Consider the following 25,935-nt stretch of genomic DNA (forward strand, 5'->3'; position numbering starts at 1 on the left):
CCCGCCATCACGCCACCGCCAGTGCGCGAGGATCTGATGGTGTCGAGACGCCGTCATAGAGGCCGGCAATGCGAGCGCGCTGGGTCACCATCGCCAGCACCGAGTCGAGCGCGGGCGTGGCGATGCCGGTGAGGCGGCCCATCTCCTGCACCACGGTGACGAGCGGGTCGATCTCCATCGGGCGGCCGCGCTCGAGATCCTGCAGCATCGAGGTCTTGTGCGCGCCGACCTTGCGGGCGCCCTCGATGCGGCGCTCGACATCGACGCGGAATTTGACCCCGAAGGTCTCGGCGATGGCTTGCGTCTCCACCATGATCGCGCGCGACAGCGCGCGCGTCGCCGGATCGGTGCAGATCACGTCGAGCGTTGCATGGGTCAGCGCGCTGATCGGATTGAAGCAGACATTGCCCCACAGCTTCAGCCAGATCTCGTCACGGATGCGGTCGAGCACCGGGGCTTTCAAGTCGGCTGCGACGAAGAGATCGGCGAGGCGCTGCACGTCCGGCGTGATTTCGCCCGAGGGCTCGCCGAGCGGGAAATTGTTGCCGTAGACGTGGCGGATCACGCCGGGCGCCTCGATCTCGGTGGCGGGATAGACGATGCAGCCGATGGCGCGCTCGGCGCCGATTTCGCGCCACTGCCGGCCGCCGGGATCGATGCTCTCCAGCGTCGAATTCTCGTATGGGCCGCCGTGCTTGTAGAAGTACCAATAGGGGATGCCGTTGACCGCGGTGACGATGCGGGTGTGCGGGCCCAAGAGCGGCTGCATCTTCTCGATCACGCCGGTGATCGAATGCGCCTTCAGCGTGATGATGATGTAATCCTGCACGCCGAGCTCGGCGGGATCGTCGGTGCAGCGCGGATGCACGGTGTGCTTCTCCTCGCCCGCGAGCAGCGTGAGGCCGCGCTCGCGCATCGCGGCAAGGTGCGCGCCGCGTGCCACCAGGCTGATATCGGCGCCCGCGCGCGCGAGCTGAACCCCGAGATAACCGCCGATCGCGCCGGCGCCGTAGATGCAGATCTTCATGAAGTCCTCGCGAAGGAGCAGAAGCCGGAATTTGGGACGAAAGATCCGGTCCGGCTCGGAAGCATCCGAGCCGGGGCCGGTAGTCGCAGGGGAAGGCTTGCCGCTTTAGGCGGCTTGCGGCGTCGAGTTGGTGGCCTCGTCAACGGCAGCGGCGATGTCGCGCATGCTGATGACCGAGACGAGGCTGTAATCGTCGATCACGGGCAAATGGCGGATGTGATGACGGTTCATCAGATGACGAACGTGCTCGATCGTATCGCTCGAGGTGCAGGAGACGAGCTGCTGTACCGAGACCAGCTGCGAGACCTTGACGTTGACGGCAGCCGCACCGTGCTCGGCGACGGCGCGCACCACGTCACGCTCGGTGAACATGCCGACCGCGGTATTGCCTTCCGAGCGGACCACGTCCTTCACCACCAGCGCGCTGATGTTGTTGGCGCGCATCAGCTTGGCGGCGATACCCACCGTTTCGTTCATTCGCACCGTGACAACGCGCGGCGTCTTCTTGCGCAGAATGTCTCCGACCAGCATTGCAACCTCCCTGGGGTGAATGACAGGAGAAGTGTGGTATACATAATGCCAACCGTCAAGCGCTGGATTTGTCTGATCCGAAAAATCTTGCGGCAGCAATGCTGACATTTGCCGCGTGCAAAAAAGAAAGGGGGCGCATCGCTGCGCCCCTCTCAAGCCCTGCAAGGCTTGTTGGTGGCTTACGCCGTCTCGGTCTTGGCGTTGCCGGTTGCGGTGTCAGCGCTCTCGGCTTCCTTGCCGAGGATGAAGGATCGGCGCAGCGGCTTGATCACGAACAGCGCCATCAGCGCCGCCGTCGCATTCAGCGCCACCGCGACCACGAACACGGCCTTCCAGCCATAAGCAGTCGAGATCACGCTCGCGAGCGGGACGAGCAGGGATGCCGTGCCCTTGGCGGTGTAGAGCATGCCGTTGTTGGTGGTCGCGAACTTCGAGCCGAAGGTGTCGCCGCAGGTCGCGGGGAATAGCGAGTAGATCTCGCCGAACACGCCGAAATAGATCGCGGTGGCGAGCACGAAGACGACGGGTACGTGACCATAGGCCGACAGCGCCAGCAGCATCACCGCCGCCGTGCCGAAGGCGATGAACATCGTGGGCTCGCGGCCGATCGTGTCGGAGACCCAGCCGAAGAAGGGACGTCCGAACCCGTCGAAGATGCGGTCCAGCGAGATTGCGAAGGTCAGTGCCGCCATCTGGAAGCCGGCGAGGGTGACCGGCGTGTCGGCGATCTTGAAGTCGTGCGCGATCGGGGCGATCTGCGCCGCGGTCATCAGGCCGCCGGAAGCGACCATGACGAAAACGAGATACATCACCCAGAAAATAGGGGTCCGCAGCACCTGCGGCGGGGTGAAGTCGATCTTGGTCTGCGGCAAATTGAGCTGCTTCTTCTTCGGCGGAATCGAGATCCGCGGCGGCTGGATGAAGAAGGCGAGCGCGAACACGATCAGGCCCTGGCCGATGCCGAAGGTGAGGAACGCGTGCTGATAGCCGCTCGAAACGATCATGCTCGCGATCGGCACGATGGTGAGCGCGGCGCCGGCGCCGAAGCCGGCGGCGGTCGCACCCGCTGCGAGGCCGCGGCGGTCGGGAAACCATTTCAGCGCGTTGCCGACGCAGGTGCCGTACACCGCGCCCGCGCCCATGCCGCCAATGATCGCGGCGGCGTAGAGCAGGGTGAGGCTATCGGCGTAGGAGTTGAGAATCCACGAGAGCGCGATCATCGCGCCGCCGAACATGACCACGATGCGTGGGCCGTATTTGTCGACGAACCAGGCTTCGACCGGCACCAGCCAGGTCTCGGTGACCACGAAGATGGTGAAAGCGAGCTGGATCGCGGCGCGCCCCCAATGATGGGCCGCATCGATCGGGTCGACGAACAGCGTCCAGCCGTATTGCAGATTGGCGATCATCGCCATGCAGACGATGCCCATCACGAGCTGGAGCCAGCGGAAACCGGTGCGAAGAGGCGCGGCCGTGACGGCGCCGTCCAAGCTGGAAATCATCAAGAACCTCCCAACGCGCTGATTGACCGCGACACAGGATTGCAAGATGACCTGATGTCGCAAATGTTGTGGCTTATCGTCGCAAGCGCGGCGCGGAGCTTGGTATACCATATTCCAGATTGCAAGCCTTATCTTGATTCCCCGTCGGACAAAATGCGCGGGTTCCAGCCGCTCTCCAGGGCATCCACTGTGTCTTCGCATCAAACGAAAACGCCCGGCCGTGAGGCCGGGCGTCATGCTCAGCGAACTGTGGTGGAGCGGGTCAGACGGTCGATTTTGCGACCACGACCTTGCGCCAGGGCTTGAGCAGCGTGATCGCCAGCAGCGAAGCCAGGATGTTGGCGCCTGCCGCGATGATGAACACGCTGTCCCAGGTGCCCGACGACTGCTGCATGTAGTTGGCGATCGGCACCAGCAGTGCGGCGGTGCCCTTCGCGGTGTAGAGCAGGCCAGCATTGGTGGTCGCGAACTTGGCGCCGAACGTGTCGGTGCAGGTCGAGGGGAACAGCGAGTAGATCTCACCCCAGGCGAAGAACACGAAGCCCGAGAGCAGCACGAACCAGATCGGATCGTGGCCCCAGAGGTAAAGAAACCAGATGCCGATCCCTTCCATGCCGAAGGCGATGAACATCGTGTTCTCGCGGCCGATCATGTCGGAGATCCAGCCGAAGAACGGACGCGTCAGGCCGTTGAGCACGCGGTCGATCGTCGCCGCGAAGGTCACCGCCGTCATCGTCACCGCCATCAGCGTGACCGGCACGTTGTCGACCTTCCAGTCGGCCGCGATCGGCTTCAGGTTCGCCGTCACCATGAGGCCGCCGGCGCCGACGATCACGAACATGAAGTACATCAGCCAGAAGATCGGCTGACGCAGCACCTCGGTCGGCTGGTAGTTGCGCCGGGACTGGAGCAGCGCGGCATTGACCACGACGTTCGGCACCTGGCCCGATTTCGGCGCCAGCAGGAAGAAGGCGAGCAGGCAGATGATGATGCCTTGCCCGAGGCCGAAATACAGGAAGGTGGTCTGGAAGCCACTGTCCTTGATCATGGCCTGGATCGGCGCGACGGTCAGCGCGGAGCCTGCACCGAAGCCTGCGGCCGTGATGCCCGCGGCAAGACCGCGCTTGTCCGGAAACCACTTCAGCGCGTTGCCGACACAGGTGCCGTAGACGCCGCCGGCGCCGATGCCCGCGATGATCATGCCGAGATAGTAGCCGTTGAGCGTTGTCGCCTGCGCGTTGATCGCCCAGCCGATGGCACAGAGCACGCCGCCGACCAGCACCACGATACGCGGGCCGTATTTATCGACGAACCATCCTTCAACCGGCACGAGCCAGGTCTCGAACAAAACGAACAGGGTGAAGGCCCATTGAATCGAGGCGCGATCCCAGCCGAACTTCTTCTGGATGTCGGGGACGAAGAACGTCCAGCCATATTGATAGTTGGCGATCATCACCATCGCGCCTACGCCGATGGCCAATTGCGCCCAGCGATAAGCATCGCTGACGCGCGCGGCACTTGGGGCCGCTGTTGACTGCACCATGTCCGTCATAAAAACCCTCCCGAACGCGCCAATCATTTTTTATGCATGCGCTGCCGGCATCCTGGTATTCATTATGCCAAGATTCAAGCGAAGGACTGGAGGTGCGGCGAAATATCGCGGGAGTCGTTCACATGCGCGATGGCGGAGGAATTGTAAAGCCCAAAACGCTGCGGCGTAACCGCGACGGCGGCGACCGGGTCAATTCAACAGATTGATTCCGTGAGAGATTTTCGTATTTGCGCAAAGCCGCAAAGAACTGCCCGCAAACCCGCTCCGCTCGGACTTTTAGGCTGCCGATGGGGGCGTGCGCTGTCCGCACGGCCCGAGGTGCGGGGGTTTGGGGACCGCCTATTTCCTGGAATTCTTTATTCCAGAAGCCTAGTGCGGAGAGATTCGGCCTTCGCTTTTCGGCGCGGATTGCGCCGGGGGCGCGCCTCGCGCCATCGACGTGCGCAGGCGGCTGTAGCCTTGCTGGATCGCGGACCAGAACAGGGCGACCAGACCGAGCGCCATGATGGTGCTGACGAGGCCGTTGGAGAAGAACACGCCGAGCGAGCCCTGCGATCCCAGCAGCGACTGGCGGAAGGCTTCCTCCGCCTTGTCGCCGAGCACGATGGCGAGCACCAGCGGCGCGAGCGGGTAGTTGCACTTCTTCAGGAGATAGCCGAGCACGCCGAACACGAGCATCAGCATCACGTCGAAGGTGCTGTTGTGCACCGAATAGGCGCCGATCGCACAGAGCACCAGGATGAGCGGCGCGATGATGCCGAAGGGCACGCGGAGGATCGCGGCGAAGATCGGCACGCAGGTGAGCACGACGACGAGGCCGGCGAGATTGCCGAGATACATCGACGCGATCAGGCCCCAGACGAACTCCTTCTGCTCGACGAACAGCATGGGGCCGGGCTGCAGGCCCCAGATCAACAAGCCGCCAAGCAGGACGGCGGCAGTCGGGGAGCCCGGCACTCCGAGCGACAGCATCGGCAGCAGCGCCGAGGTGCCGGCGGCATGTGCGGCCGTCTCCGGCGCGATCACGCCTTCGATCTCGCCCCTGCCGAAATTGTTGCCGCGTCGCGCCAGGCGCTTGGCGATGCCGTAGCTCATGAAGGATGCCGGCGTGGCACCAGCGGGCGTGACGCCCATCCAGCACCCGATCAAGCAGGAGCGCAGCGAGGTCATCCAGTAGGAGGGTAATTCCCGCCAGGTCTGAAGCACGACCCGAAGGTTGATGGTGGCGTTGCCGCCGCGGAAAGCCAGCCCTTCCTCCATGGTCAGCAGGATCTCGCCGATGCCGAACAGGCCGATCACGGCGATCAGGAAGTCGAATCCGTTGAGTAGCTCGGTGACGCCGAAGGTCAGCCGCAACTGTCCCGTGATCGAATCGAGGCCGACCGCCGCGAGTGCAAAGCCCATCATCATCGCCGCGATTGTCTTGAACGGCGGCTCCTTGCTGAGGCCAACGAAGCTGCAGAAGGCGAGGAAGTACACCCCGAACTTCTCCGCCGGACCAAATCGCAGCGCAAAGCCCGCGACGAGGGGCGCGACGAGCGTGATCATGATGACCGCGAACAGCGCGCCCACGAAGGAGGAGGTGAAGGCGGCGGTCAGGGCTTCGCCGGGTTTGCCCTGTTGCGCCATCGGATAGCCGTCGAAGGTGGTCGCCACGGACCAGGGCTCGCCGGGTATGTTGAACAGGATCGAGGTGATGGCGCCGCCGAACAATGCGCCCCAATAGATGCAGGACAGCATGATGATCGCCGATGTCGGCGGCATGCTGAAGGTCAGGGGAAGGAGGATCGCCACGCCGTTGGCGCCGCCGAGTCCCGGAAGCACGCCGATGATGACACCGAGCGTGATGCCGATGATCATCAGCATGATGTTGTAGGGCTGCAGGGCGACCGCGAAGCCGTGAAACAAATTGGCCAACTCTTCCATATCGATATGTCCTGCAGCAATAACGGATGGCGGCGCGGCTCTTACAGGCCGAGCCATTCCTCGAATGGACCCTTGGGCAGCGGGACCAGGAACCAGCGCTCGAAAACAAGATAGGTCAGAACCGGCATGCCGATCGCCACTGCGATGGTCGTCAGCCAGCGATAGCCGCCGAGCCAGCGCATGAACCAGCCGATGAAGACCATCGAGGCGACGTAGAGGCCGATGAACGGCATCGAGCCGACATAGATCGCGGTGGGCACGACGACGCTCATGACCTGGCGAAGCTGTCCCCATGTTGCGAACAGCCGGCCGTCGCCGTCGCGTCGCGCGCTCCAGAGGTTGATGACGCTTGCGCCGACGATGATGGCGCCGACATAGAAGGGGAAGAAGCCGGCACGCGGGCCTTCCGCGCCCCAGTTGATGCCGGCCTTCAGGCTGCCGAAGATCACGACCAGGCCGAAGGCGCCGATCAATAGCGCCATGCCGATTTCCAGCGTCTTGTGTGCGGGGCCGGATTCGGATCCGGATTGTTCAGTCATGTGACCTCCAGGCGGACGCAGTCTTTCGCGGTCGCGGCAGACGGGAGGACGACCAGCGTCCTAGCCGTCGTCGATGTCGCGGGTCAGTTTCCCGATGCGAGGAAGCCGGCTTCCTTCATCAAGCCTTGGTGGCGCTTCTCCTCGGCCTCGACCCACTTCGCGTATTCGGCTCCGGTCAGGAATGTCGTGTTGAAGGCGCCGTTCTTCATGAAATCCTGCCATTCCGGCGTGGCGCGGACCTTCTTGAACAGCTCGACGTAGTATTCGATCTGATCCTTCGTGGCCTTGGGCGACATGAAGATGCCGCGCAACATCAGATATTCCATCGCTAGGCCCTGCGACTTGCAGGTCGGAATATCCTTCCAGGCCTTGCCCTCGGCGATCGGCTCGTCATAGGCCATCGGCTGGGCGTCGAAGACGCAGAGCGGACGGAGCTTGCCGCCGCGCCATTGCGCGACCGCTTCGATCGGATTGTTGACGGTCGAATCGACGTGATTGCCGACGAGCTGAACGGCAACTTCGCCACCGCCCTTGTACGGAATGTAGGTGAACTTCGAGTCGATCGCCTTCTCGATGCCGACCGTGATGATCTGGTCTTCCTGCTTGGAGCCGGTGCCGCCCATCTTGAATGAGCCGGGCGGCGCTTTCTTCACGGCGTCGACGTAGTCCTTGACGGTGTTGTACGGCTTCTCTGCATTCACCCAGAGCACGAATTCATCGAGCGCCAGCATCGCCACCGGGCTCAAATCCTTCCAGTTGAACGGAATCCCCGTTGCCAGCGGTGTCGTAAACAGGTTCGACAGCGTGATGATGATCTTGTGAGGATTGCCCGACGACGTCTTCACGTCCAGGAAGCCTTCGCCCCCTGCGCCGCCGGCCTTGTTGATGACGACCAGCGGCTGCTTCATCAGATTGTGCTTGGTGACGATGCCCTGGATGGTGCGCGCCATCTGATCGGCGCCGCCGCCGGTGCCCGCGGGCACGATGAATTCGACCGGACGGACCGGCTCCCAGGCAGCACGGCTTGTGGTGCTGTTGGCGCACGACATCGCGATTGCCGCCAAAGCGACATTCAGAACGAATGGCTTCATGTTTCTCTCCCTGTCGAACCTCGAACGCAGCCGCTCTTTGTCGGCTTGCGTCAGCCCATCTTGATTCACATGCCCTGGGGTCACCCTTGCGGTCGATCTCCCATGGCAGTCCCGATAGAAACTCTATGAGCAGGGACAACGCGCGGCATCCGCTCCTTTCGGCTAAGGCTCCGCCAAGTTCGCGGCACGCGTCTCCCCTTGGCCGTTCCCGTTCCGCGTTATGTTTCCCCGTCTTACACCTTTGATTGTGAAACCGTTCTTGGTTCCCGAATGGTATGCGAGATGCCAGCGGGCAAACAATTGGATGGGCGGGTCACGTCGGCGGACCAATCGTCGCAGATGCGGTCGCGAGCGGGGCGAGGCCGCAAAAGAAAATGGCCCCGACATGCGGGGCCATTTGATCAAACGCAGCGTTTGCGGGTTTGCCAGCCCGCCGTTCGGCGGGGCGGGCAAGACCTTGTTTACAGGCCGAAACGCGGCAGGTCGCCGTTGTGATTCGAAATCTCGGCGCTCGCCATCAGGAGGCTGTCGATCGCGGCCATCAGGCGGGCGAACAGCGAGGAGGAGGGGGCGAGAGCAACGGAAGCGGTCTTGGACATCGGAAATCCCTTTCTTGAGAACAGTCAGTCTTGCTGTCTCATTTCGGGCAATCTATGTATACCAGATGCCAGTGTCCATGCTCTCGTTTGCATAGCAGCACGCAACCTCTCGCATTGCAGCATAATGCCGGGTTAACGGGGGCTTTTCGGACATAAGGTTGCCGGCGCGGCGGGAAGGTGGGTCTTCATCGCCGAAAGGTGAGAAAGGCGGCTGAAACGTCCGGCTGGAAGCGGAAATCTCGCAGCAATCGACGCCAGGTTCCGGCCGCACTGCAACGGGCAGGCCCTTGGCACAGCCATGCAAAGCGGCTAGTGGTCCGCCCCCTTATCCAATCAACTGTCAGAGTGGTTCATGTCGAGCGCCTCGCCCGCCGTCTCGATCGGCATCGATTTTGGGACCAGCAATACGGTCGTCGCGCTCGCGGCGGACGACCGCCGGGTCGAGGCCATCCGCTTCGATCACGGCGGTCAGCGCCACAGCGTCTTCGTGTCGGCGCTGTGCTTCTGGGAGGACCGCCCGGGAGCCGGCGCCCAGGCCGAGGGCGGGCCGTGGGCGATCGAGCAATTTCTCGAAGGACGCCACGTCTACCGCTTCCTCCAGTCGTTCAAGACGTTTGCGGCGAGCAGCAGCTTCAACACCACCCAGGTGTTCCGGCAGCGCTACAAGTTCGAGGATATCTTGGCGGCGTTCCTGCGGACGCTGGCGCGCCGTGGTGGGGACCGGTTCGGCTTCGAGGCCGCAAACATCACGGTCGGCCGCCCGGTGCGCTTTGCTGGCGGCAATCCCGACGAGGCGCTGGCAATGCAGCGCTATCGGGTCGCGTTCGAGCGCCTCGGCGCCGGCCACGCCCGCTATGTCTACGAGCCCGTAGGCGCGGCGTTCTCCTTCGCCCGCCGGCTGGAGCGCGATGCCACCGTGCTGGTCGCGGATTTCGGCGGCGGCACCAGCGATTTCTCCGTGATGCGTTTCTCGCGCGCGGGCGGCAGCCTTCGCGCCGAGCCGCTGGGACACGCCGGCATCGGCATCGCCGGCGACACGTTCGATTACCGTATCGTCGACCATGTCGTCTCGCCGCGCCTCGGCAAGGGCTCCAGCTTCCGCTCGTTCGACAAGGTGTTGCCGGTCCCCAGCGGCCACTACACCAACCTCGCGCGCTGGCATCAACTCGCAATGATGAAGAGCAACGGCGATTTGCGCGAGCTGCGGGAGCTTGCGCGCACCGCGCTGAAGCCGGAATTACTCGAGGATTTCATTACCATCGTCGATCTCGACCTCGGCTTTGCGCTCTACCGCGCGGTTTCCGACGCCAAGGTCGCGCTGTCGGCCCAGGACCAGGTGGACTTCCGCTTCAAAGGCGGCGGCGTCGACATCGGCGCGGCCATCACACGGAAGAATTTCGAATCCTGGATCGCCGACGACATCGCCCGGTTGGGAGCCACCGTCGACAAGGTGCTGGGCGAGGCCCGCATCACCGCGCGCGAGGTGGAGAAGGTGTTCTTGACCGGCGGCACGTCCTTCGTGCCCGCCGTCCGAAAGCTGTTCGCCGAGCGGTTCGGCAACGAACGGCTGATGTCGGGCGACCAGTTCGAGTCGATCGCGTACGGGCTGGCGCTGATCGGACATAGTCCTGACCCAGACCGATGGACGGCAGGCGGCGGGCTCGCGAAGGAGGGCGCCTAACGATCGTTCGCAATGGTCGAATCTGCTTCGCTGGCAGCCGCAGTTCAATGGGGCTGTGTAGATATCTGCAGACTCGATGTGGGTTGTTCTCTCGGAGAGTTCCCCATTCTCCGTCATTGCGAGCGCAGCGAAGCAATCCAGAATCGTTCTGCGGAGGGACTCTGGATTGCTTCGCTGCGCTCGCAATGACGATGCGGGGAATTCTGCGCATTTGGTCGAACAGTGCCGTAGGGTGGGCAAAGGCGCGGAGCGCCGTGCCCACCATTTTTCCGGGTTGAGAGAGCATTGGTGGGCACGCGGCGCTTTGCCCACCCTACAATACTCATGTCGTCGCTATTGATTGATCTCCGGCTCGACGAGCCGTGCCAAATTGCGCAGCGATTCCTGCCAGCCGAGATAACAGGCCTCCGGCGGGATGACGTCGGGGATGCCGGCCTGCGTGATGTCGAGTTCGGTGCCGACCGAGACCTTCTTCAAGATCACGGTCACCTCGATCAGGCCCGGCAAGTTGGGATCGTCGAACTTGTCGGTGTAGCGGATGCGTTGGCCGGGCACGAGCTCGACATATTCACCGCCGAACGAATGGCCGTTGCCTGTGGTGAAATTCCGGAACGACATCTTGAACGTGCCCCCGACCTTGGGCTCGAAATGATGCACGGTGCAGGTGAAGCCGTTCGGCGGAAGCCATTTCGCCATCGCATCGGCCTCCAGGAAGGCGCGATAGACTTTCTCCGGGCTGGTGGCCAGGACGCGGTGCAAGCGGATCGTGCTGGGCATGGTTGTTATCCTCAGTGATTGATGGGCCCGAGTTTGGCGTCTATGGCCCATTCATGTCATGAGGACGACGGGGAAGCTGCCGATCCGACAGGGGAGCTCGGATTTTTTTGGTCGAGTCTTGTTCGGCCGGATTGCTAAGCATGATGGGATGAGGCTTGATCGCCGCCGCGACGGAGGTGCTTCGCCTCTCCCGCTTGCGGGAGAGGCCGACGCGCTCGCAGAGCGCGGCGGGTGAGGGCTCTTGCCACCCAGGGACAGCCTCCGCATTTCTCGACAATCCCGCTGCAGAGATATCCCCACCCGGCCGTCCCCCGCAAGCGGGAGAGGGAGCCGAGTCCCGACGCCGAAGCATCGTTCGCACCATATGCGAGAGCCTTCCCTTTTTGCGGACAGTTTGCCTCAACGCCAATAGCGGCGAAGGTGTGCCCGCGTGACAAGCTGAGCCACAATTCCGCTATCGTTCCTCGTTCAACTCCTGCGCGAAATCAGGGGGCTTCCGTTGCGCAGCACGCTTTGGGCTTTCGTCGTCACGCTCTGTTGTCTTGGCTCGCCCGCACAGGCCGCAGGCATTCAGCTCCTCGAGACCGATCCGGCGCTGTCGGGCGCGATCTGGTATCCGTGCGCGGCAGAGCCGACGCATGTGGCGCTCGGCAGGCTTTCAGTCGGCGCTGATTTCGATCTGAAGGGCGTGAAGGACTGCCCAGTCGCGGGTGTAAAGCTCCCGGTCATCATCTTCTCGCACGGCCGGGGCGGGTGGTTCGGCCAACACCACGACACAGTGGAGGCGCTGGCCGATGCCGGCTTTGTCGTCGCTGCCATCAATCATCCCGGCGACACATACAGCGACTCCTCGCGGCGCGATACGCTGTCGCTATGGGGATCACGTCCGGCGGACATGGTGCGCCTGCTCGATTTCTTGCTGAAGGACTGGAAAGATAGGGCGGTGATCGATCCGAAGGTCGGCTTTTTCGGCTTCTCGCTCGGCGCCTCAACCGGTCTCGTGCTGATGGGGACCAAACCGGATTTTGCGAGGGTCGCCAGCCTCTGCAAAGAAACGACCGGAGCATGCGCACAGCTTCACAACGGAGAGACGCCGCCTGACGCACGGCCGGACGCACGCATCCGCGCCGCAGTGATCGTCGACCCTCCGCCGACAGTTCTGACGCGGGAGAATCTCGCCGCAATCAAGATCCCTTTCCAGTTCTGGCGGTCGCAGTTCGGCGGTCCGGGAGTCGGCGACGGCGCGGGTACCGCGCGCGTCGCGGACAGTCTGCCCGGCAAGCCCAACATCCACGTTGTTGCGGCTGGCCACTATGCGTTCCTTGCCCCTTGCTCGCCTCAGCTTGCAGCGGCAGTCCCACGCATCTGCACCGACGTGCCCACGGGATTTGACCGCGCAACATTTCATCGCGAGTTCAACGCGGCTGTAGTGAAGTTCTTCCGTGAGCAGCTCGCTGGCGACGTACGTTGAGCACTCCACAACGCTGCTATTTGGAGTGGCTCTTGAGCTTGGCCTCGCGGGCTAATCGCTCGGCTTTCAGTCGCTCGCGATTCTCGTGGAAGGATTGCTGGTCCTTCGCATAGTCACTCATCGGTTTTTGGGTTTTGACGGGCTTGAACGCCTTGTTGGCTTCGCGCCTGGCGCGATCGCGATCAGAGGATTGATCTCTCAACATTTCGACCTCGATTTGATCAACGAGCGTGGTCCGGAGGACTGCTGAATGCCACGCCTCCGGCGCCTACGCTGACGGGGATAGACACCCTCCGGGCGAGACGGCGGCCAAGTCTTCAGCGTTGGACAGATCTCTTGCGAGGCGCTCAGTCACTCGCCGGAAGGAGGCGCGCCCGCACTTCCGAGAGCGCACCGGTCAGGAGAATAACCGTGGGTCATCGTATCGGTTCCTCCAGACCAATCTTAATTCAACGTCGGCTGGTCGAACATTCCCCGGGGCCAACGCCAAGACGCTACACTGCTCGGCGCAGTCGTTCTGGACATTCGCAGTGTCGCTTCAGACGATGGCAAAGGGCGGGTAAAGGGCACAAGCTCGTTGCCGAGCCTGGCATCCGTATCTTTGGACCTTGGCACAATACCCCTGTTTTGCCCGACGCGTCAAAGAGAATTTCGTAAAATCAGTAATCTCTGTTGGCCCAAGGGGTTAGCTACTGTGCATGGGGTTGTTTTTCGACTTTTTAGTTGGGGGGCCGGTGATGGCAGGTGTTCTCATGCAAAAAGGGCCGCCTCGACAGGCGGCCCTTTTGTCTCGCGTCAGAGTGCTTCCACTTACTCAGCGGCCTGCTTCTGCGGCGGATCGAGTGCGCCGGACTTGTGGATCTCGGCGACCTGGTGGTCGCTGAAGCCGAGCACCGAGCGCAGGATCTCGTCGGTGTGCTCGCCGAGCAGCGGGGAACGCTGCACGTCGCTCGGGCTATCCGACAGCTTGATCGGGTTGCCGACCGATATGTACTTGCCGCGGGTCGGGTGATCGACCTCGACAACGGTGCCGGTCGCGCGCAGCGACTGGTCCTCGGCGATCTCCTTCATCGACAGGATCGGGCCGCAGGGGATGTCGTCCTTGTTGAGGATCTCCATCGCCTCGAACTTGGTCTTGGTCATCGTCCACTGTTCGATGCGCGCGAAGATCTCGTTGAGGCGCGGCAGGCGGGCCGGGGGCTTGGCGTAGTTCGGATCGGTCTTCCAGGTGGGTTCGCCGATCACGTCGCAGATCTTCTCCCAGACCGGGGCCTGGGTGATGAAGTAGATGTAGGCGTTGGGATCGGTCTCCCAGCCCTTGCACTTCAGGATGCGGCCGGGCTGGCCACCGCCGGAATCGTTGCCGGCGCGCGGCACGGCATCACCGAACGGAATGCCTTCGCCGAACTGGCTGTATTCCTTGAGCGGGCCGTGGGCGAGGCGCTGCTGGTCGCGCAGCTTGACGCGGGCGAGGTTGAGCACGCCGTCCTGCATCGCGGCGGTGACCTTCTGGCCCTTGCCGGAATGCGTGCGCTGGTAGAGCGCGGTGACGATGCCGAGCGCCAGGTGCAGGCCGGTGCCGCTGTCGCCGATCTGCGCGCCGGTGACGAGCGGCAGACCGTCGCGGAAGCCGGTGGTGGAGGCGGCGCCGCCGGTGCACTGCGCGACGTTCTCATAGACCTTGCAGTCTTCGTAGGGGCCGGGGCCGAAGCCCTTGATCGAGGCGACGATCATCTTGGGGTTGATCGCCTGGATCTTCTCCCAGGGGAAGCCCATGCGGTCGAGCACGCCGGGGCCGAAGTTTTCCACCAGCACGTCGCACTTCTTGATCAGCTCGGTGAGGACTTCCTTGCCCTTGGGGTTCTTGGTGTCGAGCGTGATCGAGCGCTTGTTGTGGTTGAGCATGGTGAAATACAGGCTGTCCACGTTCGGAATGTCCTGCAGCTGACCGCGGGTGATGTCACCGACGCCCGGACGTTCCACCTTGATCACGTCGGCGCCGAACCAGGCCAGCAGCTGCGTGCAGGTCGGTCCGGACTGGACGTGGGTGAAGTCGAGAATGCGAACGCCCTTGAGCGCTTTAGTCATCGTATTGCTCCTGTTACCACTCTGTTTCCGTCATGCCCGCGAAGGCGGGCATCCAGTATTCGCTGTCGTTTCGGTTCGGCTCAGTGCTCGCCACAATGGGTGGTCCGGCGAATACTGGATTCCCCGCCTGGGCGGGGATTGACCCGGAGTTACTTCTTCTTCTGCAGAACGCTCTGCGGATTGAGGTTGCCGATGCGGCCGCTCTCCGAGCCTGCGGCCGGATCGATCACGGCGTTGATGAGCGTCGGCTTGCCGGAGGTCATCGCCTCGTTGACCGCGCGCTTGAGTTCATCCGGCGAGGTCGCGTTGACGCCGACGCCGCCGAAGGCTTCCATCATCTTGTCGTAGCGCGCGCCCTTGACGAACACCGTCGTGGCGGGATCCGAGTTGGCGCCGTTGACGTCGGTGCCGCGATAGATGCCGTCATTGTTGAAGATGACGACGCAGATCGGAAGGTTGTAACGGCAGATGGTCTCGACCTCCATGCCGGAGAAGCCGAAGGCGCTGTCGCCTTCCACTGCGAGCACGGGATGGCCGGTCTCGAGTGCGGCCGCGATCGCCTGGCCCATGCCGATGCCCATCACGCCCCAGGTGCCGACGTCGAGACGCTTGCGCGGGCGGTACATGTCGATGACGCCGCGGGCGAGGTCGAGCGTGTTGGCGCCCTCGTTGACGAGGATCGCCTCGGGGTGATCCTTGATGACGTTCTTCAGCACGCCGAGCGCGCCGTGATAGTCCATCGGCGACTTGTTGTTCATGAGCTTCGGCGCCATCTTGGCGACGTTCTCTTCGCGCTTGGACGTAATCGCCTTGGTCCATTCGGCGGGCGGAGCGGTCCAGCTCGAGCCCATCGCCTGATTGAAGGCGGAGACGACCGAGCCGATGTCGCCGACGACGGGTGCGACGATCTCGACGTTGGAGTCCATTTCCTTCGGCTCGATGTCGACCTGGATGAACTTCTTCGGCGCTTCGCCCCAGCTCTTGCCCTTGCCGTGCGAGAGCAGCCAATTCAGCCGCGCGCCGATCAGCATGACGACATCGGACTCCTTCAGCACCGTCGATCGGGCCGCGCCGGCGCATTGCGGATGCGTGTCGGGGAGGAGGCCCTTGGCCATGCTCATGGGCAGGAACGGCACGCCGCTCTTCTCGACGAAGTTTTTGATTTCTTCATCGGCCTGCGCGTAGGCCGCGCCCTTGCCGAGGATGATGAGCGGACGCTTGGCGCTCTTCAGCACGTCGAGCGCGCGCTTCACCGAAGCGGGCGAGGGGATCTGCGCGGGCGCCGCGTCGATCACCTTGACCAGCGACTTCTGGCCGGCATCGGCATTCATCACCTGGCCGAACAGCTTTGCCGGCAGATCGAGATAGACGCCGCCCGGACGGCCCGAGACTGCGGCGCGGATGGCTCGGGCAAAGCCGATGCCGATGTCCTGGGCGTGCAGCACGCGATAGGCCGCCTTGCACAACGGCTTTGCGATCGCGAGCTGGTCCATCTCCTCGTAGTCGCCCTGCTGGAGGTCGACGATCTCGCGCTCGGAGGAGCCCGAGATCAGGATCATCGGGTAGCAGTTGGTGGTGGCGTGCGCGAGCGCGGTGAGACCGTTGAGGAAGCCCGGCGCGGAGACGGTAAGGCAGACGCCGGGCTTCTTGGTGAGGTAGCCGGCGATGCCTGCGGCGTAACCGGCGTTCTGCTCGTGGCGGAAGGAGATCACGCGAATACCGGCGGCCTGCGCCATGCGGCCCAAATCCGTGATCGGGATGCCCGGCACATTGTAGATGGTGTTGATGCCGTTCAGCTTGAGCGCGTCGATGACGAGATGGAAGCCATCCGTCAGTTCCTGCTCGGTGCCCGGTGCTTCGGACTTGGTCGCGGTATTCAGCATGGGCCTTGTCTCCCTGGTCTCAAGGTAGTGGGGCGAGTTGTTCGCCCTTCTGGTGAAGGTTGCTAAGTGAATAGTTCCTGGCCATGCGCTTCGACATAAGCGGCAAGGCCAAGGGTGTGGTCGCGGGCGCGCTTCTCGGCGAGCTCGGTGTCGCGCGCTTCCAGCGCTTCGATGATGCCGAGATGCTCGGGCAGGGAGGTCGCGGTGCGGTCCTTGCGGCCGATGGTCAACTGCCGGTAGCCGCGCACGTGCAGCAACAGGTCGTTGGTGAGATCGACCAGCACGGGGGATTCCGACAGCGAGATCAGCGCCTGGTGGAAGGCGATGTTGGCGCGCGAATATTCCTCGACGTGATCCTCGGGCAGGCGGTCCTTGCCGAAGTCCTTGAAGAAGTCGCGCAGCGCCGTGATGTCTTTCTTGCGCGCGGTGGTGGTGATGAGGCGTGCAGCCATGCTCTCCAGCGCCGCCCAGGCGCGGATCATGTCGACGATCTCGCTCTTGGTCCTGCGCACCACCATGATGCCGCGGCGCGGCACCGTCTTCACGAATCCGTCCTGCTCAAGCATCGCGATCGCTTCGCGGATCGGGGTGCGGCTGACGCCCAGCCGTTCGGACAGCGCGCGCTCGTCGAGCATCACCGGCTCGGGCGTCGAGTAGATGTCCATCTTGAGGATGGCTTCCTTCAAGGCGTCATACGCCTTGTTCTTGAAGCTGCTCTCCGGGGCAATACGAACGATTGCGATGTCTGCCTCGGCCATGTTCGGCAACGCCTTGGTTGGTTTCCGTTGTGACACGACGAATCTCCTCCAGTGGGAGTCGTCTTTTACAGGAATATTTACGGGAAAGTTTTTGGCATACCACATGCCAGAATGTCAAGCTGGCTATTTTTTGCGGCGTTCTAGGCTGTGCACTGGCTTGACAAGTTGGCTTCTGGCATACCAAATGCCATCGCCAGCCATTTTTGATCCAAGCCGGCGGAGTAGTCTCAGGGCTTATGCCACTCCGTTCCGCCGCATGGAACAGAGCGCGGCGAATGGCAAGCATCACGGGCAGCCGCTAACCACGCGCGCGCTTTGCAAAGAACGAACTGAGGTCAAGGGAGAACCCACATGTCCAATTCCAAAGATGCCGTCCGCAAGGTGCTTGACCAGGTCAAGGCGGACAACCGCACCAGCCTGACGGCGCCGGAAGGCAAGCTGGTCTGCGATGCCTACGGCATTCCGGTGCCGAAGGAGGGCGTGGCCAAGTCGGCGGGCGAAGCCGGCAAGATGGCTGCCGCGATGGGCTTCCCAGTCGTGATGAAGATCGTCTCGCCGGACATTCTCCACAAGACGGAAGCCGGCGGCGTCATCGTCGGCCTCAAGACGGCCGAGGAGGCCGAAAAAGCCTACGAGACCATTCTCGGGAACGCCAAGAAGTATAAGTCCGATGCCAAGATCGAGGGCGTCCAGGTGCAGCAGATGCTGGCCGGCGGGACCGAAGTCATCGTCGGCTCGATCACCGACGGCTCGTTCGGCAAGCTGGTCGCCTTCGGTCTCGGCGGCGTGCTGGTCGAAGTCTTGAAGGACATCACCTTCCGCCTCGCGCCCGCGACCAAGGAAGACGCGCTGTCGATGCTCGACGGCATCCAGGCGCATGAGATCCTGAAGGGCGTGCGCGGCAGCGAGCCGGTGAACCGCACCGCGCTGGCCGACGTCATCGTCAAGGTCTCGCAGCTCGTCACCGACTTCCCTGAAATCGTCGAGCTCGACCTCAACCCTGTTTTCGCGACCCCGAAGGGCGCAACCGCCGCCGACGTCCGCATCGTCGTCGACTTCGCTTATGTGCCCAAGCCGAAGCCGCGCCCGACCGAAGAGATCGTCGCGGCGATGAACCGGATCATGCAGCCGAAGGCGGTCGCTGTGGTCGGCGCCTCCGCCGAGGACGGCAAGATCGGCAACTCCGTGATGAAGAACCTCATCAATGGCGGCTACAAAGGCGAGATCTATCCGATCCATCCCAAGGCCGCCGAGATCCTTGGCTACAAGGCCTACAAGAGCGTCAAGGACGTGCCGGGCGTGATCGACGTCGCGGTGTTCGCGATCCCCGCGAAGTTCGTCGCCGCTGCGCTGACCGAATGCGGCGAGAAGAAAATCCCGGGGGCGGTGCTGATCCCGTCGGGCTTTGCGGAAGCCGGTGCGCCCGAGCTCCAGGCCGAGATTGTCGAGGTCGGCAAGAAGTACGATATCCGTCTGATGGGGCCGAACATCTACGGCTTCTACTACACGCCCGCCAATCTCTGCGCGACCTTCTGCACCGCCTATGACGTCAAGGGCCACGCGGCGCTGTCGTCGCAGTCGGGCGGCATCGGCATGGCGATCATCGGCTTCTCGCGCTCGGCCAAGATGGGCGTCTCGGCGATCGTCGGCCTCGGCAACAAGTCCGATATCGACGAGGACGATCTGCTCGCCTTCTTCGAGCAGGACCCGAACACCAACCTGATTGCGCAGCACTGCGAAGACCTCAAGGACGGCCGTGCGTTCGCCGAAGCCGCAAAACGCGTCTCCAAGAAGAAGCCGGTCGTCGTGCTCAAGGCCGGCCGCACCTCGGCCGGCGCGAAGGCGGCCTCCTCGCACACCGGCGCGCTTGCCGGTAACGACCGGATCTACGAGGACGTGTTCAAGCAGTCCGGCGTGATCCGCGCCCGCTCGCTGCGCCAGCTGCTCGAATTCGCCCGCGGCGTGCCGGTGCTGCCGACGCCGAAGGGTGAGAACGTGCTCATTATCACCGGCGCGGGCGGCTCGGGCGTGCTGCTGTCGGACTCCTGCGTCGACAACGGCCTGTCGCTGATGTCGATGCCGCCGGACCTCGATGCGGCCTTCCGCAAGTTCATCCCGCCGTTCGGCGCGGCCGGAAATCCTGTGGATATCACCGGCGGCGAGCCGCCGATCACCTATGTCAACACGGTCAAGCTCGGCCTGTCGGATGAGCGCATCCACGCGCTGATCCTCGGCTACTGGCACACCATCGTCACCCCGCCGATGGTGTTCGCCCGCAACATGGTCGAGGTGAAGAAGGAGATGGAGGCCAAGGGTTTTGTGAAGCCCATGGTCGCCTCGCTCGCCGGCGACGTCGAAGTCGAGGAAGCCGCCGAATATCTCTACCAGCACGGCATCCCGGCCTACGCGTATTCGACCGAGCTGCCGGTCGAGGTGCTGGGCGCCAAGTACAAGTGGGCGCGCGGGGCAGGGCTGCTCTAACGCTGTCTTCGCCTCTCCCCGCCTGCGGGGAGAGGCCGAATTCGAGCAAGGCTCGAATTGGGTGAGGGGGAGCTTCCGCGAGTCCAGCTCTCACCGAATTTGCGGAGATAGCCCCTCACCCCGACCCTCTCCCCGTAAGAACGGGGCGAGGGAGAAGAGGCGGCTCGCGTCTTGTCTGATTGGCAAATGCAGGTCGCGATGAGCAAGAACGTGATCCGGCGCAAATCACTCGAGCCCAAATCGACCGCAGAGGTCGATCATGAGGGCCGCGACGGTGGCGTGCAGTCCGTCGACCGCGCGCTGTCGATCCTTGAAACGCTGGCCGAGGACGACGAAGGCTATCGCCTCAGCGATCTCGCGATCCGTACCGGTCTGTCGGCCTCGACCGTGCACCGCCTGCTGGCGACGCTGGAGAGCCGACGCTTCGTGCAGTTCGACCGCGCCGAGTCTAATTGGCATGTCGGCGTGCGCAGTTTCACGGTCGGCGCGAGCTTCGCGCGGCGGCGTAATTTCTCCACGCAAGCGATCCCTTACTTGCGCAAGCTGCGCGATCTCACCCGCGAGACCGCCAATCTCGCCGTCGTCGACGACGAATTCATCATCGTGCTGACCCGCATGGAGAGCCGCGAGATCATGCGCTCGCTGACCCAGGTCGGCGGCCGCGTCCCCATGGTGACCTCCGGCGTCGGCAAGGCGGTGCTCGCGACCTATTCCGACGAGGACGTCGGCGCCGTCATCCGTCACCACGGCATGCCCCGCCTGACCGAGAAGTCGATCGTGCGGCCGAGCGACCTGTTTCGAGAGCTCGAAAAGATCCGCAAGCAGGGCTACGCGCTCGACGATGAAGAGGCGTCCATGGGCCTGCGCTGTGTTGCCGCAGTCGTCTACAATGACTGCGCCGAGCCGCTCGCAGCGATTTCGGTCTCCGGCATGACCAGCCGGTTGACCGACCAGAGGTTGCCGGAAATCGGGCAAATCGTGCGGGACGTCGCCGCCGAACTGACGGCCGCGCTGGGCGGGACGGTCCCGACGCCCCGCTAACGGGACCACCAGGGGATGTCACTGGACAGCATCGGCCGTTTTGGCTGATATGCGACCAAACGACACAATGCGGCAAACGTCCGCACGAGCCTGGAGATGCCCCCATGTTTCAATTCCCCGCGCGCCTTGTCGGCGCAGCCGTCGCGCTGACCCTGGCGGCAGCCAATCCGGCTTTTGCCCAACAGCTCGAGCTCAAGCTGATGGCGCCGGCGGCACCGGGCGGGGGCTGGGACCAGACCGCGCGCTCGATGCAGCAGGCGCTGGTGGCCTCGGGCGTGGCCCGCAGCGTGCAGGTCACCAACGTTCCCGGCGCGGGCGGCAGCGTCGGCATCGCGCAGTTCGTCAACGGGGCCAAGGGCGACGGCAACCAGATGATGGTCAACGGCTTCGTCATGGTGGGCGCACTCGCCATGAACAAGTCGCCGGTCACACTGGACCAGGTGACGCCGATCGCGCGCCTCACCGAGGAGATCCAGGTGATCGTGGTGCCCGCGAATTCGCCGATCAAGACCGGGCAGGATCTGGCCGCTGCGGTGAAGGCCGATATCGCCAAGGTGACCTTTGCCGGCGGCTCGGCCGGCGGCGTCGACCATGTCATGGCGGCGCTGTTCGCTGGCGCCGTCGGCGCCGACGCGAAGAAGATCAACTACATCCCGTTCTCCGGCGGTGGCGAGTCGCTCGCCGCCATTCTCGGCGGCAAGGTCACCGCGGGCATTTCGGGGCTGAGCGAATATGAAGGGCAGATCAAATCCGGCAAGCTGCGCGCGATCGGCGTGACCTCGGAGAAGCGCATCGCCGGCAGCGACATCCCGACCTTTAGGGAGCAAGGCATTGACCTCGTGATCGCAAACTGGCGCTCGGTGGTCGCGCCTCCGGGCATCACACCGGAGCAGCGCAAGACCTTGAGCGATGCGGTCGAGAAGATGGTGAAGTCGGACGCCTGGAAGGAGATCCTCAAGCAGAAGGGCTGGGAGGATGCCTATCTCGGCGGCGATGCCTTTGCCGACTTCCTGAAGAAGGAGACGGTGCGCGTCACGGACGTGCTGAAGTCGGTCGGCCTGGTCAAGTCATGACCTCAGGCGATTCCGTCCAGCCGTCGCGGCGCGTCGACCGCGCCGGGCTCGCCATCGCTGCATTGCTTGCGGTACTCGCCGCTGTCCTGGTCTGGGATGCGCGCGGCCTGCAATCCGCCGCGATGTACGGGATGGGGCCCGAGTCGATGCCGGTTGTGGTCGCCTCCGGCCTTGGGCTGCTTGCGATCGGCAATTTCATCGACGCGCTGCGCGGTAATTTGCCGGCGCGCGAGAGCTCCGATCCCGTGCCGGTGGTCTTGATCCTCATCGGCCTTGCGCTTCTGATCGCCATCATCGGCTTCGGCGGCGGTTTCATCCTGGCGACGTCGGCGCTGTTCGTCACGACGTCGGCGGCCTTCGGGCGCCGTGCCATCCTCGTCGATTCCATCATCGCTCTCGTGATGTCGACCCTCATTTATCTAGCGTTCGACCGGCTGCTGACGCTGAGCCTTCCGGCCGGCCCCCTGGAGCGACTGCTGTGATGGACACTTTTGCCGCGCTGGCGCATGGCATGGCGGTCGCCGTCCAGCCGATGAATTTGCTGTATGCGCTGATCGGCGTCTTCCTGGGCACGGCCGTCGGCGTGCTGCCCGGCATCGGCCCGGCGTTGACGGTCGCGCTGCTGCTGCCGGTAACCTACAAGCTCGACCCCGGCGGCTCGCTGATCATGTTCGCCGGCATCTACTATGGCGGCATGTATGGCGGCTCGACCACTGCGATCCTCATCAACACGCCCGGCGAGAGCGCCTCGATGGCGACGGCGCTCGAAGGCAACAAGATGGCCAAGGCCGGCCGCGGCGGGCCGGCGCTTGCGACCTCCGCGATCGGCTCCTTCGTCGCCGGTACCATCGCGACCATCGGGCTGGCGTTCCTCGCGCCGTGGCTGGTCGATTTCGCTGTGCGCTTCGGCCCCGAGGATTACTTCGCGCTGATGTGCGTCGCCTTCGTCACGGTGTCGGCGACGTTTGGGGATTCCCCGGTCCGAGGCCTGACCAGCCTGTTCATCGGCCTGACGCTCGGTCTGGTCGGCATCGACAAGCTGACCGGGCAGGCGCGGCTTGCGTTCGGCGTGCCTGAATTGCTCGATGGCGTCGAGGTGACGACGCTTGCGGTCGGCCTGTTCGCGGTGGGCGAGGCGCTCTACGTCGCATCGCGCCGCCACCACACCGAGGAGAAGCTCGAGCCGGTGCGCGGCTCGCTGTGGATGACGAAGCAGGATTGGAAGCGCTCGTGGAAAGCGTGGCTGCGCGGCACCATGTTCGGCTTCCCGATCGGCGCGCTGCCCGCGGGCGGTGCGGAAATTCCGACCTTCCTGTCCTATTCCACCGAGAAGCGGCTCACGAAACATCCGGAAGAGTTCGGTAAGGGCGCGATCGAAGGCGTCGCGGGACCGGAAGCCGCCAACAATGCTTCCGCCGCCGGCACGCTGGTGCCGCTGCTCACGCTCGGGCTGCCGACGTCGGCGACGGCCGCGATGATGCTGGCGGGTTTCCAGCAATACGGCCTCAACCCGGGGCCGCTGCTGTTCGCCGAGCGGCCGGACCTGGTGTGGGGCCTGATTGCCAGCCTGTTCATCGCCAACGCGATGCTGCTTGTGCTGAATCTGCCGCTGGTCGGCCTGTGGGTGCGGCTGCTCGCGATCCCGCAGCCGTGGCTCTATGCCGGCATCCTCGTGTTCGCGACCATGGGCACCATCGCGGCAAAGCCGTCGGTGGTCGAATTGTCGATGCTGGCCGGCTTCGGCGTGCTGGGCTTCCTGATGCGCCGGTTCGATTTTCCGATCGCGCCCGTCGTCGTCGGCCTGATCCTCGGCCCGATCGCCGAGAGCCAATTGCGCAGGGCGCTCGCGATCAGCCTCGGCGATCCCATGGCGCTGGTTCAGAGCCCGATCTCGGCGACCCTGCTTGGCGTGGCGCTGATCGCGCTGCTGGCGCCCTTCGTGTTGAAGGGGCTCGGGCGGTTCAAGGCGAATGAGGATTAGTTAGGGCGTGTCCTCATAAAGTAATGTCGGCTCCTGAGGGCCGAGCGGAAATCTCTGATCGGCCAAAGCATTGGTGACCCTGAGCCGAAGTCGGATTTGGCCGCGCATCCATTGCCGGCGGAGCTTGCCCACGATGTTGGCATCGGTCCTAGGCGGCGCGAACGTAGCCGTAGCGCAGGTTCGACGGTTGCTTCGAAGCTTGCGTGTACTCGTTCTTGAGCGCCGCGAGGCGGTCCTCGGAAAAGGCCGGCATCCTGGTATTCTCGGCCGATTTCAGTTTGATCTTGTAGAATCTGGTTGCGTTGCCCGCGAAGATCAGCTGCTTGGTAGCGCTGTTGGCATCGCCAAGCGCCGCAAAGCCGTACTTCTTTTGCATATCCTCGGGGATTTCGAGCCGGCGCAGCGCCTCGATCTGCCACTGTGGTGAGCCGTACCAGACCGAGTCGGTGCCCCACATGACGTGGTCAACACCCATCCCCTTTATCAGCGTGCCGATCAGCGCGGCGCAGAACTTCGGATGCGCCACCGCCGAGTTGGCAAAGGACGTGCCGAGCTCGGCATAGACGTTGGCGACGCCGAACTTCTGCGGGACTTCCGCGAGATCGGTGGCCCACTGGATACGGCCGGTCTGCTCGAAATCCGCCCACGCGTGATCGGGTAGCTCGAGGAACGGCCGCAGCGCCGAGTGATAGATCACGAAGTTCATCTGCGGCCAATCCTTCGCGGCTTTTCCGATGTCCCACGCCGTTGCGTATTCCCAGACGCCGGCGAACGATTTCTCATAATCGGGCGGCAGCAACCCCTTGTGGATACACAGCGTGTTGATGCCGGCCTTCACTGCTTTCTCGTAGAACGGATACATCACCTGCTCGTCGTCAAGCCGCCATGGGAACTTCGAGGGCGCCAACGGATCGCCAATCGTGTAGGACTTCCAGGAATCCGGTTTGTAGACCTCGATTGCCTTGTCCACCTCGTCCATCCAGCCGGGTTGCTTGGGGGTGATGACGCTATGCGCCAGCAGGCGGCGTGAACCGGCGAAGTCGTTGATCAGTTCTCGCGCCTTGACGATCTGCTCATTGGACAGCAGCCACCAACTCGGGTCGTCGAAGGGCGCGCCGCTCAGGAGCGCCATGTTGGTGTCGCTATCGTAGTAGATCTCTTTCACATAGTTCTGGAACTTGTAGCGGGCGAGCGAAGAGACGCCTTCCTCCTTCATCTTCGGATTCCAGTGCTGGCTCGCAAAGTCCGCCAGCCCCAACAGCTCCTTATGGTCGAAGTCGTCCCGCACGAAATGAGTCTGGACGTCGAAGATGAATTGGCCTGCAAGGCTCTGCGCGCGGGCCAGCATCAGCTCGGGCTCGCGGGCTTCAGCGGGCGCGACCTGGAAAACATTGCCGTAGATGTCGTTCATGGCGAGGAACGCTGCCGCCATGCCGCAGCCCGTGTGCAAGAACTGCCTGCGGCTCAAGCCGAGGTGCCTGCCATTGACATCAGCGAGCTCGTTGATCCGTGCCTCGACTTTCTTTTGCGTATCGCTCTGCGGGGGCGGGAGATACTCGCCATTGGAGACAATCTGGGTCGGGATAGGCGTTGCCGCCGATGCCGCCTCCGCGCCTGCGACGAGACGCTGTTCTCGCTCACTAAGCCAGGTGCTCATTGTTCTCCTCCCCGTTTGTTGGCCGTCGACCGTGCTAGGCGCGCATGAGACGCGTGTGGCTACTCCCAATCAGTTGGCAGGACCGACTAGGCGTACACCTCTCCGGTTCAGCTACGCATGAAGCCATCATGCGCCCGAAGCCTAGGCGAATCTCTGCATCGCTTCATCTTGCGAGAGCGGCAGGCATACGAGAAATCACTTGGTATCCGCGCTGATTCAATGCTCAAACTTCTATTCGCGCAAGCGATGTGATCCGACAGTCACGCTGTCCCAACGC

At 63.5% G+C, this 25,935-nt stretch carries 21 protein-coding genes; 7 read left to right on the forward strand and 14 right to left on the reverse strand.

Annotation, left to right across the window (positions count from 1 at the left end; all coding sequences use genetic code 11):
- Positions 1-7: 7 nt before the first annotated feature.
- The 8 genes from LRP30_RS13855 to LRP30_RS13890 all read right to left on the reverse strand — a co-directional run bounded on the left by LRP30_RS13855 (position 8) and on the right by LRP30_RS13890 (position 8,767).
- Positions 8-1,027 (reverse strand): 2-dehydropantoate 2-reductase, encoded by a 1,020-nt coding sequence (locus LRP30_RS13855; protein WP_249760688.1) that lies wholly within the window; start codon positions 1,025-1,027, stop codon positions 8-10.
- A gap of 105 nt (positions 1,028-1,132) precedes the next feature.
- The gene (locus LRP30_RS13860) at positions 1,133-1,558 is read right to left on the reverse strand and encodes a CBS domain-containing protein (RefSeq protein WP_091892232.1); all 426 of its coding nucleotides are present in this window, start codon (positions 1,556-1,558) and stop codon (positions 1,133-1,135) included.
- A 179-nt stretch (positions 1,559-1,737) separates the two neighbouring features.
- Positions 1,738-3,060, reverse strand: coding sequence for an oxalate/formate MFS antiporter (oxlT, locus tag LRP30_RS13865; protein ID WP_249760689.1), 1,323 nt, complete (start codon positions 3,058-3,060; stop codon positions 1,738-1,740).
- Positions 3,061-3,322: 262 nt separating this feature from the next.
- On the reverse strand, positions 3,323-4,612 hold the full coding sequence (gene oxlT / locus LRP30_RS13870) for an oxalate/formate MFS antiporter (protein WP_249760690.1): 1,290 nt from the start codon (positions 4,610-4,612) through the stop codon (positions 3,323-3,325).
- 369 nt (positions 4,613-4,981) lie between these two features.
- Positions 4,982-6,538, reverse strand: a complete 1,557-nt coding sequence (locus LRP30_RS13875) for a tripartite tricarboxylate transporter permease (RefSeq protein WP_249760691.1) — start codon at positions 6,536-6,538, stop codon at positions 4,982-4,984.
- Positions 6,539-6,579: 41 nt separating this feature from the next.
- Positions 6,580-7,077, reverse strand: a complete 498-nt coding sequence (locus tag LRP30_RS13880) for a tripartite tricarboxylate transporter TctB family protein (protein ID WP_128934905.1) — start codon at positions 7,075-7,077, stop codon at positions 6,580-6,582.
- 83 nt (positions 7,078-7,160) lie between these two features.
- On the reverse strand, positions 7,161-8,126 hold the full coding sequence (locus tag LRP30_RS13885; RefSeq protein ID WP_245473281.1) for a tripartite tricarboxylate transporter substrate-binding protein: 966 nt from the start codon (positions 8,124-8,126) through the stop codon (positions 7,161-7,163).
- Positions 8,127-8,629: 503 nt separating this feature from the next.
- Positions 8,630-8,767 carry a hypothetical protein gene (locus LRP30_RS13890; RefSeq protein WP_164934547.1) on the reverse strand — a complete coding sequence of 46 codons (138 nt, stop codon included), beginning with the start codon at positions 8,765-8,767 and terminating at the stop codon, positions 8,630-8,632.
- A gap of 352 nt (positions 8,768-9,119) precedes the next feature.
- Here LRP30_RS13890 and LRP30_RS13895 point away from each other — a divergent pair, with 352 nt between their 5' ends.
- Positions 9,120-10,448 carry an Hsp70 family protein gene (locus LRP30_RS13895; protein WP_249760692.1) on the forward strand — a complete coding sequence of 443 codons (1,329 nt, stop codon included), beginning with the start codon at positions 9,120-9,122 and terminating at the stop codon, positions 10,446-10,448.
- A gap of 333 nt (positions 10,449-10,781) precedes the next feature.
- Here the strand turns inward: LRP30_RS13895 and LRP30_RS13900 are convergent, their stop codons facing one another.
- On the reverse strand, positions 10,782-11,225 hold the full coding sequence (locus LRP30_RS13900; RefSeq protein ID WP_128946295.1) for an SRPBCC family protein: 444 nt from the start codon (positions 11,223-11,225) through the stop codon (positions 10,782-10,784).
- A gap of 499 nt (positions 11,226-11,724) precedes the next feature.
- Here LRP30_RS13900 and LRP30_RS13905 point away from each other — a divergent pair, with 499 nt between their 5' ends.
- A complete protein-coding gene (locus LRP30_RS13905) occupies positions 11,725-12,696 on the forward strand; it encodes an alpha/beta fold hydrolase (protein ID WP_249760693.1) in 972 nt (323 codons plus the stop codon).
- Between the two features lie 16 nt (positions 12,697-12,712).
- On the opposite strand, the gene LRP30_RS13910 is transcribed toward LRP30_RS13905, so the two are convergent.
- The 4 genes from LRP30_RS13910 to LRP30_RS13925 all read right to left on the reverse strand — a co-directional run bounded on the left by LRP30_RS13910 (position 12,713) and on the right by LRP30_RS13925 (position 17,425).
- Positions 12,713-12,901, reverse strand: coding sequence for a hypothetical protein (locus LRP30_RS13910; protein WP_128939100.1), 189 nt, complete (start codon positions 12,899-12,901; stop codon positions 12,713-12,715).
- A 605-nt stretch (positions 12,902-13,506) separates the two neighbouring features.
- The gene (gene frc, locus LRP30_RS13915) at positions 13,507-14,784 is read right to left on the reverse strand and encodes a formyl-CoA transferase (RefSeq protein WP_128934900.1); all 1,278 of its coding nucleotides are present in this window, start codon (positions 14,782-14,784) and stop codon (positions 13,507-13,509) included.
- Between the two features lie 149 nt (positions 14,785-14,933).
- Positions 14,934-16,667 carry an oxalyl-CoA decarboxylase gene (gene oxc, locus LRP30_RS13920; protein WP_249760694.1) on the reverse strand — a complete coding sequence of 578 codons (1,734 nt, stop codon included), beginning with the start codon at positions 16,665-16,667 and terminating at the stop codon, positions 14,934-14,936.
- A 62-nt stretch (positions 16,668-16,729) separates the two neighbouring features.
- Complete coding sequence (locus LRP30_RS13925; RefSeq protein WP_162250091.1) at positions 16,730-17,425, reverse strand: GntR family transcriptional regulator; 696 nt, start codon at positions 17,423-17,425, stop codon at positions 16,730-16,732.
- Positions 17,426-17,776: 351 nt separating this feature from the next.
- Between LRP30_RS13925 and LRP30_RS13930 the strand changes: the two genes are divergently transcribed.
- The 5 genes from LRP30_RS13930 to LRP30_RS13950 all read left to right on the forward strand — a co-directional run bounded on the left by LRP30_RS13930 (position 17,777) and on the right by LRP30_RS13950 (position 24,001).
- Positions 17,777-19,906, forward strand: coding sequence for an acetate--CoA ligase family protein (locus LRP30_RS13930; RefSeq protein WP_249760695.1), 2,130 nt, complete (start codon positions 17,777-17,779; stop codon positions 19,904-19,906).
- A 198-nt stretch (positions 19,907-20,104) separates the two neighbouring features.
- On the forward strand, positions 20,105-20,947 hold the full coding sequence (locus tag LRP30_RS13935; protein ID WP_249761751.1) for an IclR family transcriptional regulator: 843 nt from the start codon (positions 20,105-20,107) through the stop codon (positions 20,945-20,947).
- A gap of 104 nt (positions 20,948-21,051) precedes the next feature.
- The gene (locus LRP30_RS13940; RefSeq protein ID WP_128939103.1) at positions 21,052-22,020 is read left to right on the forward strand and encodes a tripartite tricarboxylate transporter substrate binding protein; all 969 of its coding nucleotides are present in this window, start codon (positions 21,052-21,054) and stop codon (positions 22,018-22,020) included.
- Entirely contained in the window at positions 22,017-22,502 is a 486-nt protein-coding gene (locus tag LRP30_RS13945; protein ID WP_128939104.1) for a tripartite tricarboxylate transporter TctB family protein, read from the forward strand. The genes LRP30_RS13940 and LRP30_RS13945 overlap by 4 nt, the downstream gene beginning before the upstream one ends.
- Positions 22,502-24,001 carry a tripartite tricarboxylate transporter permease gene (locus LRP30_RS13950; protein WP_128934895.1) on the forward strand — a complete coding sequence of 500 codons (1,500 nt, stop codon included), beginning with the start codon at positions 22,502-22,504 and terminating at the stop codon, positions 23,999-24,001. The genes LRP30_RS13945 and LRP30_RS13950 overlap by 1 nt, the downstream gene beginning before the upstream one ends.
- Before the next feature lie 148 nt (positions 24,002-24,149).
- Here the strand turns inward: LRP30_RS13950 and LRP30_RS13955 are convergent, their stop codons facing one another.
- Positions 24,150-25,658, reverse strand: coding sequence for an amidohydrolase family protein (locus LRP30_RS13955; protein ID WP_128934894.1), 1,509 nt, complete (start codon positions 25,656-25,658; stop codon positions 24,150-24,152).
- Positions 25,659-25,935 lie beyond the last annotated feature (277 nt).

The sequence above is a fragment of the Bradyrhizobium sp. C-145 genome, assembly GCF_023375135.1.
Lineage (GTDB): Bacteria > Pseudomonadota > Alphaproteobacteria > Rhizobiales > Xanthobacteraceae > Bradyrhizobium > Bradyrhizobium zhanjiangense.

Excerpts from the sequence above, each read along its gene's own strand:
- LRP30_RS13935 (WP_249761751.1), top strand. The coding sequence starts at position 20,105 with ATGAGCAAGAACGTGATCCGGCGCAAATCACTCGAGCCCAAATCGACC.
- LRP30_RS13925 (WP_162250091.1), bottom strand. The coding sequence starts at position 17,425 with ATGGCCGAGGCAGACATCGCAATCGTTCGTATTGCCCCGGAGAGCAGC.
- LRP30_RS13880 (WP_128934905.1), bottom strand. The coding sequence starts at position 7,077 with ATGACTGAACAATCCGGATCCGAATCCGGCCCCGCACACAAGACGCTG.
- LRP30_RS13860 (WP_091892232.1), bottom strand. The coding sequence starts at position 1,558 with ATGCTGGTCGGAGACATTCTGCGCAAGAAGACGCCGCGCGTTGTCACG.
- LRP30_RS13890 (WP_164934547.1), bottom strand. The coding sequence starts at position 8,767 with ATGTCCAAGACCGCTTCCGTTGCTCTCGCCCCCTCCTCCTCGCTGTTC.
- LRP30_RS13950 (WP_128934895.1), top strand. The coding sequence starts at position 22,502 with ATGGACACTTTTGCCGCGCTGGCGCATGGCATGGCGGTCGCCGTCCAG.
- LRP30_RS13940 (WP_128939103.1), top strand. The coding sequence starts at position 21,052 with ATGTTTCAATTCCCCGCGCGCCTTGTCGGCGCAGCCGTCGCGCTGACC.
- LRP30_RS13910 (WP_128939100.1), bottom strand. The coding sequence starts at position 12,901 with ATGTTGAGAGATCAATCCTCTGATCGCGATCGCGCCAGGCGCGAAGCC.
- LRP30_RS13900 (WP_128946295.1), bottom strand. The coding sequence starts at position 11,225 with ATGCCCAGCACGATCCGCTTGCACCGCGTCCTGGCCACCAGCCCGGAG.
- LRP30_RS13930 (WP_249760695.1), top strand. The coding sequence starts at position 17,777 with ATGTCCAATTCCAAAGATGCCGTCCGCAAGGTGCTTGACCAGGTCAAG.
- oxlT (WP_249760689.1), bottom strand. The coding sequence starts at position 3,060 with ATGATTTCCAGCTTGGACGGCGCCGTCACGGCCGCGCCTCTTCGCACC.
- LRP30_RS13885 (WP_245473281.1), bottom strand. The coding sequence starts at position 8,126 with ATGTCGTGCGCCAACAGCACCACAAGCCGTGCTGCCTGGGAGCCGGTC.
- LRP30_RS13955 (WP_128934894.1), bottom strand. The coding sequence starts at position 25,658 with ATGAGCACCTGGCTTAGTGAGCGAGAACAGCGTCTCGTCGCAGGCGCG.
- oxc (WP_249760694.1), bottom strand. The coding sequence starts at position 16,667 with ATGCTGAATACCGCGACCAAGTCCGAAGCACCGGGCACCGAGCAGGAA.
- frc (WP_128934900.1), bottom strand. The coding sequence starts at position 14,784 with ATGACTAAAGCGCTCAAGGGCGTTCGCATTCTCGACTTCACCCACGTC.
- LRP30_RS13855 (WP_249760688.1), bottom strand. The coding sequence starts at position 1,027 with ATGAAGATCTGCATCTACGGCGCCGGCGCGATCGGCGGTTATCTCGGG.
- oxlT (WP_249760690.1), bottom strand. The coding sequence starts at position 4,612 with ATGACGGACATGGTGCAGTCAACAGCGGCCCCAAGTGCCGCGCGCGTC.
- LRP30_RS13875 (WP_249760691.1), bottom strand. The coding sequence starts at position 6,538 with ATGGAAGAGTTGGCCAATTTGTTTCACGGCTTCGCGGTCGCCCTGCAG.
- LRP30_RS13895 (WP_249760692.1), top strand. The coding sequence starts at position 9,120 with ATGTCGAGCGCCTCGCCCGCCGTCTCGATCGGCATCGATTTTGGGACC.
- LRP30_RS13945 (WP_128939104.1), top strand. The coding sequence starts at position 22,017 with ATGACCTCAGGCGATTCCGTCCAGCCGTCGCGGCGCGTCGACCGCGCC.